The organism is Streptomyces sp. NPDC093586 (assembly GCF_044764905.1).
Lineage (GTDB): Bacteria > Actinomycetota > Actinomycetes > Streptomycetales > Streptomycetaceae > Streptomyces.
Window position 1 is genome coordinate 1 of the sequence record NZ_JBIWJA010000071.1, and the last position, 14,672, is coordinate 14,672.

Annotated in this window: 10 protein-coding genes and 2 pseudogenes; 6 read left to right on the plus strand and 6 right to left on the minus strand. The window is 71.3% G+C overall.

Features of this window, described 5'->3' with window-relative positions; translation table 11 throughout:
- From ACIRFH_RS35825 to tkt (ACIRFH_RS35845), 5 genes and pseudogenes are all read right to left on the minus strand, one after another.
- A pseudogene (locus ACIRFH_RS35825) lies at nt 1-264 on the minus strand (glucose-6-phosphate isomerase); the annotation flags it as partial.
- Nucleotides 257-1,192 (minus strand): glucose-6-phosphate dehydrogenase assembly protein OpcA, encoded by a 936-nt coding sequence (opcA, locus tag ACIRFH_RS35830; RefSeq protein ID WP_403530557.1) that lies wholly within the window; start codon nt 1,190-1,192, stop codon nt 257-259. The gene opcA (ACIRFH_RS35830) and the pseudogene ACIRFH_RS35825, both read right to left, overlap by 8 nt.
- Nucleotides 1,189-2,967: a glucose-6-phosphate dehydrogenase gene (zwf, locus tag ACIRFH_RS35835; protein ID WP_403530560.1), complete on the minus strand. Its 1,779-nt coding sequence runs from the start codon at nt 2,965-2,967 to the stop codon at nt 1,189-1,191. The genes opcA (ACIRFH_RS35830) and zwf (ACIRFH_RS35835) overlap by 4 nt, the downstream gene beginning before the upstream one ends.
- Nucleotides 2,964-4,109, minus strand: a complete 1,146-nt coding sequence (gene tal, locus ACIRFH_RS35840; RefSeq protein ID WP_403530563.1) for a transaldolase — start codon at nt 4,107-4,109, stop codon at nt 2,964-2,966. Before tal (ACIRFH_RS35840) ends, zwf (ACIRFH_RS35835) begins: the two co-directional genes overlap by 4 nt.
- Nucleotides 4,110-4,163: 54 nt before the next feature.
- The gene (tkt, locus tag ACIRFH_RS35845; RefSeq protein ID WP_403530566.1) at nt 4,164-6,239 is read right to left on the minus strand and encodes a transketolase; all 2,076 of its coding nucleotides are present in this window, start codon (nt 6,237-6,239) and stop codon (nt 4,164-4,166) included.
- Between the two features lie 157 nt (nt 6,240-6,396).
- On the opposite strand from tkt (ACIRFH_RS35845), the gene ACIRFH_RS35850 reads away from it, so the two are divergent.
- The gene (locus ACIRFH_RS35850; protein WP_403530569.1) at nt 6,397-7,308 is read left to right on the plus strand and encodes an AraC family transcriptional regulator; all 912 of its coding nucleotides are present in this window, start codon (nt 6,397-6,399) and stop codon (nt 7,306-7,308) included.
- A 56-nt stretch (nt 7,309-7,364) separates the two neighbouring features.
- Here the strand turns inward: ACIRFH_RS35850 and ACIRFH_RS35855 are convergent, their stop codons facing one another.
- Nucleotides 7,365-8,276: an AraC family transcriptional regulator gene (locus tag ACIRFH_RS35855; RefSeq protein ID WP_403530569.1), complete on the minus strand. Its 912-nt coding sequence runs from the start codon at nt 8,274-8,276 to the stop codon at nt 7,365-7,367.
- 157 nt (nt 8,277-8,433) lie between these two features.
- Between ACIRFH_RS35855 and tkt (ACIRFH_RS35860) the strand changes: the two genes are divergently transcribed.
- The 5 genes and pseudogenes from tkt (ACIRFH_RS35860) to ACIRFH_RS35880 all read left to right on the plus strand — a co-directional run.
- Complete coding sequence (gene tkt, locus ACIRFH_RS35860) at nt 8,434-10,509, plus strand: transketolase (RefSeq protein WP_403530566.1); 2,076 nt, start codon at nt 8,434-8,436, stop codon at nt 10,507-10,509.
- Nucleotides 10,510-10,563: 54 nt separating this feature from the next.
- Nucleotides 10,564-11,709 (plus strand): transaldolase, encoded by a 1,146-nt coding sequence (gene tal, locus ACIRFH_RS35865; protein WP_403530563.1) that lies wholly within the window; start codon nt 10,564-10,566, stop codon nt 11,707-11,709.
- Nucleotides 11,706-13,484, plus strand: coding sequence for a glucose-6-phosphate dehydrogenase (zwf, locus tag ACIRFH_RS35870; RefSeq protein ID WP_403530560.1), 1,779 nt, complete (start codon nt 11,706-11,708; stop codon nt 13,482-13,484). Before tal (ACIRFH_RS35865) ends, zwf (ACIRFH_RS35870) begins: the two co-directional genes overlap by 4 nt.
- Nucleotides 13,481-14,416: a glucose-6-phosphate dehydrogenase assembly protein OpcA gene (opcA, locus tag ACIRFH_RS35875; protein ID WP_403530557.1), complete on the plus strand. Its 936-nt coding sequence runs from the start codon at nt 13,481-13,483 to the stop codon at nt 14,414-14,416. The genes zwf (ACIRFH_RS35870) and opcA (ACIRFH_RS35875) overlap by 4 nt, the downstream gene beginning before the upstream one ends.
- Nucleotides 14,409-14,672: pseudogene (locus tag ACIRFH_RS35880) on the plus strand (glucose-6-phosphate isomerase); the annotation flags it as partial. The gene opcA (ACIRFH_RS35875) and the pseudogene ACIRFH_RS35880, both read left to right, overlap by 8 nt.

The window sequence follows — 14,672 nt, forward strand, 5'->3', positions numbered from 1 at the left end:
CCGCTCGCCGCGGAACATGGCGTCGCGCAGCCCGAACACGTCGGTCGCGGCGGCCAGTTCACGCAGCAGGCGCAGCGTCTCGTCGGTGACCAGGTTCTTGGAGTAGTCGATGCGCAGGTCGCCGACGCGCACGACGTACCGCTCGGCCCGGCCCGGGTCCCGGTCGAACAGCTCGCGCAGGTCCGGACGCGCGAGGGCGTCCGAGCGGTGGTCCTTCAGCGCCGCCCACTCGGGGCGGTCGGTGAGCTCGGGGATGTCAGACATGAACGGGGGTCTCCTTGCCGGCCTCGCCGCGCAGGGCGATGGCGTACATCTCGTCCGCGTCGAGGCGCCTGAGCTCCTCGGCGATGAGTTCGGAGGTGGGACGGACCTTCAGCGCGAGGGAACGCGGCGGCTGGTCCGGCAGGGTGAGGGTGGCGAGCGGGCCCTCGGGCCGGTCGATGACGATCTCGCCGTTCGCGGTGCCCAGGCGGACCGCCGTGATCACCGGTCCGTCGGTGACCACACGCTCGACCTTCACGCCCAGGCGCGCCTTGAGCCAGCGGGCCATCAGCTCGGCGGCCGGGTTGTCGGCCTCGGCCTCCACGGTCGCCGACGTCACCGGCACCCGGGCCTGGTCCAGCGCCGCGGCCAGCATGGAGCGCCACAGCGTCAGCCGGGTCCAGGCGAGGTCGGTGTCGCCGGGCGCGTAGGTGCGCACCCGCTCCTCCAGGACCTCCATCGGGTTCTCGACCGCGTACAGGTCGGTGATCCGGCGCTGGGCCAGCGCGCCCAGCGGGTCCTTCGCCGGGTTGGCCGGTGCCTCCACCGGCCACCACACGACGACCGGGGCGTCCGGCAGCAGCAGCGGCAGCACGACCGAGTCGGCGTGTTCGGACACCTCGCCGTACATGCGCAGCACCACCGTCTCGCCGGTGCCGGCCTCCGAGCCCACGCGGACCTCGGCGTCGAGGTGCGAGCGGGTGCGGTCGCGCAGGTTGCGGGCGTGCCGCTTGATGACGACCAGGGTGCGCGAGGGGTGCTCGCGCGAGGCGTCCTCGGCGGCCTTCATCGAGTCGTAGGCGTTCTCCTCGTCCGTGACGATCACCATCGTCAGGACCATGCCCACGGCCGGGGTGCCGATGGCGCGGCGGCCCTGCACCAGCGCCTTGTTGATCTTGCTTGCCGTGGTGTCGGTCAGGTCGATCCTCATGGCCTGCGCCAGCTCCGTCCGTCTCGTGCGAGCATCTCGTCGGCTTCCCGGGGCCCCCAGCTGCCCGAGGCGTACTGTGCGGGCCTGCCGTGCGCGGCCCAGTACTCCTCGATCGGGTCGAGGATCCGCCAGGACTCTTCCACTTCCTGGTGACGGGGGAACAGGTTGGCGTCGCCCAGAAGGACGTCCAGGATCAGCCGTTCGTACGCCTCCGGGCTCGACTCCGTGAACGACTCGCCGTAGGCGAAGTCCATGGACACGTCCCGGATCTCCATCGACGTGCCCGGCACCTTCGAGCCGAACCGCACCGTCATGCCCTCGTCGGGCTGGACGCGGATGACGATCGCGTTCTCGCCCAGCTCCTCGGTGGCCGTCGTGTCGAAGGGGGAGTGCGGCGCCCGCTGGAAGACCACCGCGATCTCGGTGACCCGACGGCCCAGGCGCTTGCCGGTGCGCAGGTAGAACGGGACGCCCGCCCAGCGGCGGTTGTCGATCGCCAGCTTGACCGCGGCGTAGGTGTCGGTGGTGGAGGCCGGGTCGATGCCCTCCTCCTCCAGGTACCCGGGTACCTGCGCGCCGCCCTGCCAGCCGCCAGCGTACTGCCCGCGCACGGTGTGCTCGCCGAGGTCGTCGGGCAGCCGCACCGCCTTCAGCACCTTCAGCTTCTCCGTGAGCAGCGACGCCGCGTCGAAGGAGGCGGGCTCCTCCATCGCGGTCAGCGCGAGCAGCTGGAGCAGGTGGTTCTGGATGACGTCGCGGGCGGCGCCGATGCCGTCGTAGTAGCCGGCCCGGCCGCCGATGCCGATGTCCTCGGCCATGGTGATCTGCACGTGGTCGACGTAGGACCGGTTCCAGATCGGCTCGTACATCTGGTTGGCGAAGCGCAGCGCCAGGATGTTCTGGACGGTCTCCTTGCCCAGGTAGTGGTCGATGCGGAAGACCTGCTCCGGGTCGAAGACGTCGTGCACGAGCGCGTTCAGCTCGCAGGCGCTGTCCAGGTCGTGCCCGAACGGCTTCTCGATGACCGCGCGGCGCCAGGAGCCCTCCGGGGCGTCGGCCAGCCCGTGCTTCTTCAGCTGCTGGACGACCTTCGGGAAGAACTTCGGCGGCACCGAGAGGTAGAAGGCGTAGTTGCCGCTGGTGCCACGGGAGGCGTCCAGCTCCTCGACGGCCTTGCGCAGCTGTTCGAACGCCTCGTCGTCGTCGAAGTCACCGGGGATGAAGCGCATGCCCTCGGCGAGCTGCTGCCAGACCTCCTCGCGGAACGGCGTGCGCGCGTGCTCCTTGACGGCGTCGTGCACGACCTCGGCGAAGTCCTGGTTCTCCCAGTCCCGGCGGGCGAAGCCCACCAGCGAGAAGCCCGGCGGCAGCAGACCCCGGTTGGCGAGGTCGTACACGGCCGGCATCAGCTTCTTGCGGGACAGGTCGCCGGTGACGCCGAAGATGACCAGGCCGGAGGGGCCCGCGATGCGCGGGAGGCGGCGGTCCTGCGGATCACGCAGCGGATTGCTCCAGTCGAGCGGCGGCACCGGCTCCACGGAGTCCTCGCCCGCCTTCCCGTTCTTCGCCTTCCCGGCGGCGCCGGACGCGTCGGACTTCTTCGCGGACCGCGCGGACCTGCCCGCCGCGGCGCGCTTCGGCGCCCCGGCCGTCCCGGTCCCGCCGGTCTCCCCGGCCGCCGGCGGCCCCGCGGCCTCCTGGGACGTCCTCGCCTCCTCGGCTTCCTTCGTCTCCTTGGTCCCGCGGACCGTCGTAGCGGGAAGCTCCTCGCTCATTCCCCGTCAACTCCCTTGCTGTTGAGGGACTTCGTCACGGCGTCGAGCAGGTCCTGCCAGGCCACCTCGAACTTGGCGACGCCCTCCTGCTCCAGCTGCTCCACCACCTCGTCGTACGAGATGCCGAGCCGCTCCACGGCCGCGAGGTCCGCCCGCGCCTGGGCATAGCCACCGGTGACCGTGTCGCCCCGGACCTCGCCGTGATCGGCGGCGGCGTCCAGGGTGGCCTCCGGCATCGTGTTCACGGTGCCGGGGGCGACCAGCTCCTCCACGTACAGGGTGTCCCGATATGCGGGGTCCTTCACACCGGTGGACGCCCACAGGGGGCGCTGGGCGTTGGCGCGGGCGCTCGCGAGGGCGGTGAACCGGTCGCTCGCGAAGACGTTCTCGTACGCCTCGTAGGCCAGTCGCGCGTTGGCCAGTGCCGCCTTCCCCTTCAGGGCGAGGGCCTCGTCCGTGCCCAGCAGCGTCAGCCGCTTGTCGATCTCGCTGTCGACGCGGGAGACGAAGAAGGAGGCCACGGAGTGGATGCCCGACAGGTCGATCCCGGCCGCCCGCGCCTTCTCCAGACCGGCGAGGTAGGCGTCCATGACCTCACGGTAGCGCTCCAGCGAGAAGATCAGCGTGACGTTGACGCTGATGCCGGCGCCGATGACCTCGGTGATCGCCGGGAGACCGGCCTTCGTCGCCGGGATCTTGATCATCACGTTGGGGCGGTCGACCAGCCAGGCCAGCTGCCGGGCCTCGGCGACCGTCGCCGTCGTGTCGTGGGCCAGCCGCGGGTCGACCTCGATGGAGACCCGGCCGTCCCGGCCGCCGGTGGCGTCGTACACCGGGCGCAGCACGTCGGCCGCGGCGCGGACGTCGGCCGTGGTCATCATGCGGACCGCCTCGTCGACGGTGACGCCCCGGGTAGCCAGGTCGGCGAGCTGCTCCTCGTAGCCCTCGCCGGAGCCGATGGCGGCCTGGAAGATCGACGGGTTGGTGGTGACGCCGACGACGTTCTTCGTGTCGATCAGCTCGGCGAGGTTGCCGGACTCGATCCGCCGCCGCGACAGGTCGTCCAGCCAGACGGAGACGCCCGCCTCGGACAGGCGTCGCAGTGCTCCCGCGGTGGCGGTTGCTTCGGTCACAGTGATCATCTTCTCTTTCTGCGAGGTGTGCCGCGGTTCTTCCCGCGGTGGGATCCGGTCGTCTCAGCCGCGGACGGCGGCCAGGGACTCCCGGGCGGCGGCGGTGACGTGCTCGGCGGTGAAGCCGTACTCGGCGAACAGGGTCTTGGCGTCGGCGGAGGCGCCGAAGTGCTCCAGGGAGACGATGCGGCCCGCGTCGCCCACGAAGCGGTACCAGGTCAGGCCGATCCCGGCCTCGACGGCCACCCGGGCCCGCACGGACGGCGGCAGCACGCTGTCGCGGTACTCGCGCGGCTGCTCCTCGAACCACTCGACGGACGGCATCGACACCACCCGGGCGGGGGTGCCCTCGGCCTCCAGCAGCTCCCGCGCGGCCACGGCGAGCTGCACCTCGGAGCCGGTGGCGATCAGGAGGACCTCCGGGGTGCCGGTGGAGGCCTCCTTCAGGACGTAGCCGCCGCGTGCGGCGTCGGGGTTGGGCTCGTACGTCGGCACGCCCTGGCGGGTCAGCGCGAGACCGTGCGGGGCCGGGGCGGTGGAGTGCCGCTTGAGGATCTCGGCCCAGGCGATCGCGGTCTCGTTGGCGTCGGCCGGGCGCACGACGTTCAGGCCCGGGATGGCGCGCAGCGCGGCCAGGTGCTCGACGGGCTGGTGGGTGGGGCCGTCCTCGCCCAGGCCGATGGAGTCGTGCGTCCACACGTACGTCACCGGCAGCTGCATCAGCGCGGACATCCTGACCGCGTTGCGCATGTAGTCGGAGAACACCAGGAAGGTGCCGCCGTAGACGCGGGTGTTGCCGTGCAGGGCGATGCCGTTCATCTCCGCGGCCATCGAGAACTCGCGGATGCCGAAGTGGATCGTGCGCCCGTACGGGTCGGCCTCCGGCAGCGGGTTGCCCTCGGGGAGGAAGGAGCTGGTCTTGTCGATGGTCGTGTTGTTGGAGCCGGCCAGGTCGGCGGAACCGCCCCACAGCTCGGGCAGGACCGGGCCGAGGGACTGCAGGATCTTGCCGGAGGCGGCGCGGGTGGCGACCGCCTTGCCGGGCTCGAACACCGGCAGCGCGTCCTGCCAGCCCTCGGGCAGACGGCCCGCGACCACACGGTCGAACAGCTCGGCGCGCTCCGGCCGGGCGCCGCGCCACTTGTCGAGCCGCTTGTCCCAGGCGGCGTGCGCCTCGGCGCCCCGGTCCAGGGCCCTGCGGGTGTGGGCGAGGACCTCGTCGGCGACCTCGAAGGACTTCTCCGGGTCGAAGCCGAGGACGCGCTTGGTGGCCGCGACCTCGTCCTCGCCGAGGGCGGAGCCGTGGGACGCCTCGGTGTTCTGCGCGTTCGGCGCGGGCCAGGCGATGATCGTGCGCATGGCGATGATGGAGGGGCGCCCGGTCTCCGCCTTCGCCGCCGTCAGCGCCGCGTACAGGGCGTGCACGTCCACGTCGCCGTTCCCGGCGGGCTCGATGCGCTGCACGTGCCAGCCGTAGGCCTCGTACCGCTTCAGCACGTCCTCGGAGAACGCGGTCGCGGTGTCGCCCTCGATGGAGATGTGGTTGTCGTCGTACAGGAAGACCAGGTTGCCGAGCTTCTGGTGCCCGGCCAGCGACGACGCCTCGGCGGAGACGCCCTCCTGGAGGTCGCCGTCGGAGACGATCGCCCAGATCGTGTGGTCGAAGGGGGACTCGCCCGCGGGGGCCTCGGGGTCGAACAGGCCGCGCTCGTAGCGGGCGGCCATCGCCATGCCCACTGCGTTGGCGACGCCCTGGCCGAGCGGGCCGGTGGTGGTCTCCACGCCCGCGGTGTGGCCGTACTCCGGGTGGCCCGGGGTCTTCGAACCGTGCGTGCGGAACGCCTTGAGGTCGTCCAGCTCCAGCTCGTACCCGGCCAGGTAGAGCTGGGTGTAGAGGGTCAGCGAGGTGTGTCCGGGGGACAGGACGAAGCGGTCACGGCCGGTCCACTCCGGGTCCGCGGGATCATGCCGCATCACCTTCTGAAAGATCGTGTACGCGGCAGGAGCGAGGGCCATCGCCGTGCCCGGGTGGCCGTTGCCCACCTTCTGTACCGCATCTGCCGCCAGAACGCGGGCGGTGTCGACGGCACGCCGGTCGAGTTCGGTCCATTCGAAGCTGTCCGTGGTCTGCGTGCTCATCTTCAAGAAGTCCTCGATCGGAGCGGAGTATCGGGTCTGACGTGTTCAAACTTAAAAGTCTGACTTTTTGGAGTGAAGGTCATGGTGTGCCAGCCTGTGGTGAAACTGGGACACGCCCCGGCGTCACGGCGCACGGGTGGCACGGCACGAGAAGGACATGGCGGACGAACACACCCAACACGGCGACGGTGGCGACGGGATCAGAACCTTCCCCTTCCCGGTCGATCTCAGCCTCCTCGGCGTCGGCATGCAGGTCGGCCCCATGGGCACCGGCCGCACCTGGCACGCTCATGCCCCGCTGCACCGCGTGCACCGCATCGACTTCCACCTCGTCATGCTCTTCACCGGCGGACCGGTCCGTCACATGATCGACTTCGCCGAGCACGAGGCGACGGCCGGCGATCTGCTGTGGATCCGTCCCGGCCAGGTCCACCGCTTCTCGCCGGACAGCGAGTACCGCGGAACCGCACTGACCATGCAGCCCGGCTTCCTGCCCCGTGCCACCGTGGAGGCCACCGGCCTCTACCGGTACGACCTGCCGCCCCTGCTCCACCCCGACGAGGCCCGGCTCGCCGCGCTGACCGCCTCGCTCGACCAGCTGCGACGCGAGTACGAGGACGCCACGACCCTCCCGCTCAGCCTGCACACCGCGGTGCTGCGCCACACGCTGACCGCGTTCCTGCTGCGCCTCGCGCATCTCGCGGTCAGCTCGGCGCACGAGGCGCGGCGGGGACGGGCGGACGCGCCGGGGGACACCACCTTCACGCTCTTCCGGGACGCGGTCGAACGGGACTTCGCCACCAACCACAGCGTCAGCGCCTACGCCGACGCGCTCGGCTACTCCCGGCGCACCCTCGTCCGCGCGGTGCGCGCCGCGACCGGCGAGACACCCAAGGGCTTCATCGACAAGCGGGTGGTGCTGGAGGCCAAGCGGCTCCTCGCGCACACCGACATGCCGATCGGCCGGGTCGGGGCGGCGGTCGGCTTCCCGGACGCGGCGAACTTCTCCAAGTTCTTCCAGCAGCACACGGACGTGACCCCGGCGGCGTTCCGGGCGGAGCTGCGCTGAACCGCGCACGGCGGCGGGCTCCACGCGCGCGCGTGGAGCCCGCCGCCGTGCGCGGTTCAGCGCAGCTCCGCCCGGAACGCCGCCGGGGTCACGTCCGTGTGCTGCTGGAAGAACTTGGAGAAGTTCGCCGCGTCCGGGAAGCCGACCGCCGCCCCGACCCGGCCGATCGGCATGTCGGTGTGCGCGAGGAGCCGCTTGGCCTCCAGCACCACCCGCTTGTCGATGAAGCCCTTGGGTGTCTCGCCGGTCGCGGCGCGCACCGCGCGGACGAGGGTGCGCCGGGAGTAGCCGAGCGCGTCGGCGTAGGCGCTGACGCTGTGGTTGGTGGCGAAGTCCCGTTCGACCGCGTCCCGGAAGAGCGTGAAGGTGGTGTCCCCCGGCGCGTCCGCCCGTCCCCGCCGCGCCTCGTGCGCCGAGCTGACCGCGAGATGCGCGAGGCGCAGCAGGAACGCGGTCAGCGTGTGGCGCAGCACCGCGGTGTGCAGGCTGAGCGGGAGGGTCGTGGCGTCCTCGTACTCGCGTCGCAGCTGGTCGAGCGAGGCGGTCAGCGCGGCGAGCCGGGCCTCGTCGGGGTGGAGCAGGGGCGGCAGGTCGTACCGGTAGAGGCCGGTGGCCTCCACGGTGGCACGGGGCAGGAAGCCGGGCTGCATGGTCAGTGCGGTTCCGCGGTACTCGCTGTCCGGCGAGAAGCGGTGGACCTGGCCGGGACGGATCCACAGCAGATCGCCGGCCGTCGCCTCGTGCTCGGCGAAGTCGATCATGTGACGGACCGGTCCGCCGGTGAAGAGCATGACGAGGTGGAAGTCGATGCGGTGCACGCGGTGCAGCGGGGCATGAGCGTGCCAGGTGCGGCCGGTGCCCATGGGGCCGACCTGCATGCCGACGCCGAGGAGGCTGAGATCGACCGGGAAGGGGAAGGTTCTGATCCCGTCGCCACCGTCGCCGTGTTGGGTGTGTTCGTCCGCCATGTCCTTCTCGTGCCGTGCCACCCGTGCGCCGTGACGCCGGGGCGTGTCCCAGTTTCACCACAGGCTGGCACACCATGACCTTCACTCCAAAAAGTCAGACTTTTAAGTTTGAACACGTCAGACCCGATACTCCGCTCCGATCGAGGACTTCTTGAAGATGAGCACGCAGACCACGGACAGCTTCGAATGGACCGAACTCGACCGGCGTGCCGTCGACACCGCCCGCGTTCTGGCGGCAGATGCGGTACAGAAGGTGGGCAACGGCCACCCGGGCACGGCGATGGCCCTCGCTCCTGCCGCGTACACGATCTTTCAGAAGGTGATGCGGCATGATCCCGCGGACCCGGAGTGGACCGGCCGTGACCGCTTCGTCCTGTCCCCCGGACACACCTCGCTGACCCTCTACACCCAGCTCTACCTGGCCGGGTACGAGCTGGAGCTGGACGACCTCAAGGCGTTCCGCACGCACGGTTCGAAGACCCCGGGCCACCCGGAGTACGGCCACACCGCGGGCGTGGAGACCACCACCGGCCCGCTCGGCCAGGGCGTCGCCAACGCAGTGGGCATGGCGATGGCCGCCCGCTACGAGCGCGGCCTGTTCGACCCCGAGGCCCCCGCGGGCGAGTCCCCCTTCGACCACACGATCTGGGCGATCGTCTCCGACGGCGACCTCCAGGAGGGCGTCTCCGCCGAGGCGTCGTCGCTGGCCGGGCACCAGAAGCTCGGCAACCTGGTCTTCCTGTACGACGACAACCACATCTCCATCGAGGGCGACACCGCGACCGCGTTCTCCGAGGACGTGCTGAAGCGGTACGAGGCCTACGGCTGGCACGTGCAGCGCATCGAGCCCGCCGGGAACGGCGACGTGGACGTGCACGCCCTGTACGCGGCGCTGACGGCGGCGAAGGCGGAGACCGGGCGCCCCTCCATCATCGCCATGCGCACGATCATCGCCTGGCCCGCGCCGAACGCGCAGAACACCGAGGCGTCCCACGGCTCCGCCCTCGGCGAGGACGAGGTCGCGGCCACCAAGCGCGTCCTCGGCTTCGACCCGGAGAAGTCCTTCGAGGTCGCCGACGAGGTCCTCGCCCACACCCGCAGGGCCCTGGACCGGGGCGCCGAGGCGCACGCCGCCTGGGACAAGCGGCTCGACAAGTGGCGCGGCGCCCGGCCGGAGCGCGCCGAGCTGTTCGACCGTGTGGTCGCGGGCCGTCTGCCCGAGGGCTGGCAGGACGCGCTGCCGGTGTTCGAGCCCGGCAAGGCGGTCGCCACCCGCGCCGCCTCCGGCAAGATCCTGCAGTCCCTCGGCCCGGTCCTGCCCGAGCTGTGGGGCGGTTCCGCCGACCTGGCCGGCTCCAACAACACGACCATCGACAAGACCAGCTCCTTCCTCCCCGAGGGCAACCCGCTGCCGGAGGCCGACCCGTACGGGCGCACGATCCACTTCGGCATCCGCGAGTTCTCGATGGCCGCGGAGATGAACGGCATCGCCCTGCACGGCAACACCCGCGTCTACGGCGGCACCTTCCTGGTGTTCTCCGACTACATGCGCAACGCGGTCAGGATGTCCGCGCTGATGCAGCTGCCGGTGACGTACGTGTGGACGCACGACTCCATCGGCCTGGGCGAGGACGGCCCCACCCACCAGCCCGTCGAGCACCTGGCCGCGCTGCGCGCCATCCCGGGCCTGAACGTCGTGCGCCCGGCCGACGCCAACGAGACCGCGATCGCCTGGGCCGAGATCCTCAAGCGGCACTCCACCGCCCCGGCCCCGCACGGTCTCGCGCTGACCCGCCAGGGCGTGCCGACGTACGAGCCCAACCCCGACGCCGCACGCGGCGGCTACGTCCTGAAGGAGGCCTCCACCGGCACCCCGGAGGTCCTCCTGATCGCCACCGGCTCCGAGGTGCAGCTCGCCGTGGCCGCGCGGGAGCTGCTGGAGGCCGAGGGCACCCCCGCCCGGGTGGTGTCGATGCCGTCCGTCGAGTGGTTCGAGGAGCAGCCGCGCGAGTACCGCGACAGCGTGCTGCCGCCGTCCGTGCGGGCCCGGGTGGCCGTCGAGGCCGGGATCGGCCTGACCTGGTACCGCTTCGTGGGCGACGCGGGCCGCATCGTCTCCCTGGAGCACTTCGGCGCCTCCGCCGACGCCAAGACCCTGTTCGCCGAGTACGGCTTCACCGCCGAGCACGTCACCGCCGCCGCCCGGGAGTCCCTGGCCGCCGTCCGCGGCTGAGACGACCGGATCCCACCGCGGGAAGAACCGCGGCACACCTCGCAGAAAGAGAAGATGATCACTGTGACCGAAGCAACCGCCACCGCGGGAGCACTGCGACGCCTGTCCGAGGCGGGCGTCTCCGTCTGGCTGGACGACCTGTCGCGGCGGCGGATCGAGTCCGGCAACCTCGCCGAGCTGATCGACACGAAGAACGTCGTCGGCGTCACCACCAACCCGTCGATCTTCCAGGCCGCCATCGGCTCCGGCGAGGGCTACGAGGAGCAGCTCGCCGACCTGGCTACCCGGGGCGTCACCGTCGACGAGGCGGTCCGCATGATGACCACGGCCGACGTCCGCGCCGCGGCCGACGTGCTGCGCCCGGTGTACGACGCCACCGGCGGCCGGGACGGCCGGGTCTCCATCGAGGTCGACCCGCGGCTGGCCCACGACACGACGGCGACGGTCGCCGAGGCCCGGCAGCTGGCCTGGCTGGTCGACCGCCCCAACGTGATGATCAAGATCCCGGCGACGAAGGCCGGTCTCCCGGCGATCACCGAGGTCATCGGCGCCGGCATCAGCGTCAACGTCACGCTGATCTTCTCGCTGGAGCGCTACCGTGAGGTCATGGACGCCTACCTCGCCGGTCTGGAGAAGGCGCGGGCGGCCGGGATCGACCTGTCGGGCATCCACTCCGTGGCCTCCTTCTTCGTCTCCCGCGTCGACAGCGAGATCGACAAGCGGCTGACGCTGCTGGGCACGGACGAGGCCCTCGCCCTGAAGGGGAAGGCGGCACTGGCCAACGCGCGACTGGCCTACGAGGCGTACGAGAACGTCTTCGCGAGCGACCGGTTCACCGCCCTCGCGAGCGCCCGCGCCAACGCCCAGCGCCCCCTGTGGGCGTCCACCGGTGTGAAGGACCCCGCATATCGGGACACCCTGTACGTGGAGGAGCTGGTCGCCCCCGGCACCGTGAACACGATGCCGGAGGCCACCCTGGACGCCGCCGCCGATCACGGCGAGGTCCGGGGCGACACGGTCACCGGTGGCTATGCCCAGGCGCGGGCGGACCTCGCGGCCGTGGAGCGGCTCGGCATCTCGTACGACGAGGTGGTGGAGCAGCTGGAGCAGGAGGGCGTCGCCAAGTTCGAGGTGGCCTGGCAGGACCTGCTCGACGCCGTGACGAAGTCCCTCAACAGCAAGGGAGTTGACGGGGAATGAGCGAGGAGCTTCCCGCTACGACGGTCCGCGGGACCAAGGAGACGAAGGAAGCCGAGGAGGCGAGGACGTCCCAGGAGGCCGCGGGGCCGCCGGCGGCCGGGGAGACCGGCGGGACCGGGACGGCCGGGGCGCCGAAGCGCGCCGCGGCGGGCAGGTCCGCGCGGTCCGCGAAGAAGTCCGACGCGTCCGGCGCCGCCGGGAAGGCGAAGAACGGGAAGGCGGGCGAGGACTCCGTGGAGCCGGTGCCGCCGCTCGACTGGAGCAATCCGCTGCGTGATCCGCAGGACCGCCGCCTCCCGCGCATCGCGGGCCCCTCCGGCCTGGTCATCTTCGGCGTCACCGGCGACCTGTCCCGCAAGAAGCTGATGCCGGCCGTGTACGACCTCGCCAACCGGGGTCTGCTGCCGCCGGGCTTCTCGCTGGTGGGCTTCGCCCGCCGGGACTGGGAGAACCAGGACTTCGCCGAGGTCGTGCACGACGCCGTCAAGGAGCACGCGCGCACGCCGTTCCGCGAGGAGGTCTGGCAGCAGCTCGCCGAGGGCATGCGCTTCATCCCCGGTGACTTCGACGACGACGAGGCGTTCGAACAGCTGCGCAAGGCCGTCGAGGAGCTGGACGCCTCCCGTGGCACCAGCGGCAACTACGCCTTCTACCTCTCGGTGCCGCCGAAGTTCTTCCCGAAGGTCGTCCAGCAGCTGAAGAAGCACGGGCTGGCCGACGCCCCGGAGGGCTCCTGGCGCCGCGCGGTCATCGAGAAGCCGTTCGGGCACGACCTGGACAGCGCCTGCGAGCTGAACGCGCTCGTGCACGACGTCTTCGACCCGGAGCAGGTCTTCCGCATCGACCACTACCTGGGCAAGGAGACCGTCCAGAACATCCTGGCGCTGCGCTTCGCCAACCAGATGTACGAGCCGATCTGGAACCGGTCCTACGTCGACCACGTGCAGATCACCATGGCCGAGGACATCGGCATCGGCGGCCGGGCCGGCTACTACGACGGCATCGGCGCCGCCCGCGACGTCATCCAGAACCACCTGCTCCAGCTGCTCGCGCTGACCGCGATGGAGGAGCCCGCCTCCTTCGACGCGGCGTCGCTGCTCACGGAGAAGCTGAAGGTGCTGAAGGCGGTGCGGCTGCCCGACGACCTCGGCGAGCACACCGTGCGCGGGCAGTACGCTGGCGGCTGGCAGGGCGGCGCGCAGGTACCCGGGTACCTGGAGGAGGAGGGCATCGACCCGGCCTCCACCACCGACACCTACGCCGCGGTCAAGCTGGCGATCGACAACCGCCGCTGGGCGGGCGTCCCGTTCTACCTGCGCACCGGCAAGCGCCTGGGCCGTCGGGTCACCGAGATCGCGGTGGTCTTCCAGCGGGCGCCGCACTCCCCCTTCGACACGACGGCCACCGAGGAGCTGGGCGAGAACGCGATCGTCATCCGCGTCCAGCCCGACGAGGGCATGACGGTGCGGTTCGGCTCGAAGGTGCCGGGCACGTCGATGGAGATCCGGGACGTGTCCATGGACTTCGCCTACGGCGAGTCGTTCACGGAGTCGAGCCCGGAGGCGTACGAACGGCTGATCCTGGACGTCCTTCTGGGCGACGCCAACCTGTTCCCCCGTCACCAGGAAGTGGAAGAGTCCTGGCGGATCCTCGACCCGATCGAGGAGTACTGGGCCGCGCACGGCAGGCCCGCACAGTACGCCTCGGGCAGCTGGGGGCCCCGGGAAGCCGACGAGATGCTCGCACGAGACGGACGGAGCTGGCGCAGGCCATGAGGATCGACCTGACCGACACCACGGCAAGCAAGATCAACAAGGCGCTGGTGCAGGGCCGCCGCGCCATCGGCACCCCGGCCGTGGGCATGGTCCTGACGATGGTGATCGTCACGGACGAGGAGAACGCCTACGACTCGATGAAGGCCGCCGAGGACGCCTCGCGCGAGCACCCCTCGCGCACCCTGGTCGTCATCAAGCGGCACGCCCGCAACCTGCGCGACCGCACCCGCTCGCACCTCGACGCCGAGGTCCGCGTGGGCTCGGAGGCCGGCACCGGCGAGACGGTGGTGCTGCGCATGTACGGCGAGGTGTCCGAACACGCCGACTCGGTCGTGCTGCCGCTGCTGCTGCCGGACGCCCCGGTCGTCGTGTGGTGGCCGGTGGAGGCACCGGCCAACCCGGCGAAGGACCCGCTGGGCGCGCTGGCCCAGCGCCGGATCACCGACCTGTACGCGGTCGAGAACCCGATGGAGGTCCTGGAGGAGCGGGTGCGCACCTACGCGCCCGGCGACACCGACCTCGCCTGGACCCGGCTGACGCTGTGGCGCTCCATGCTGGCCGCGGCGCTGGACCAGGCCCGGGTGCCGGTGACGTCGGCGACCGTGGAGGCCGAGGCCGACAACCCGGCCGCCGAGCTGATGGCCCGCTGGCTCAAGGCGCGCCTGGGCGTGAAGGTCGAGCGTGTGGTCACCGACGGACCGGTGATCACGGCGGTCCGCCTGGGCACCGCGAACGGCGAGATCGTCATCGACCGGCCCGAGGGCCCGCTCGCCACCCTCACCCTGCCGGACCAGCCGCCGCGTTCCCTCGCGCTGAAGGTCCGTCCCACCTCCGAACTCATCGCCGAGGAGCTCAGGCGCCTCGACGCGGACGAGATGTACGCCATCGCCCTGCGCGGCGAGGCCGGCAAGGAGACCCCCGTTCATGTCTGACATCCCCGAGCTCACCGACCGCCCCGAGTGGGCGGCGCTGAAGGACCACCGCTCGGACGCCCTCGCGCGTCCGGACCTGCGCGAGCTGTTCGACCGGGACCCGGGCCGGGCCGAGCGGTACGTCGTGCGCGTCGGCGACCTGCGCATCGACTACTCCAAGAACCTGGTCACCGACGAGACGCTGCGCCTGCTGCGTGAACTGGCCGCCGCGACCGACGTGTTCGGGCTGCGCGACGCCATGTTCCGCGGCGAGCGG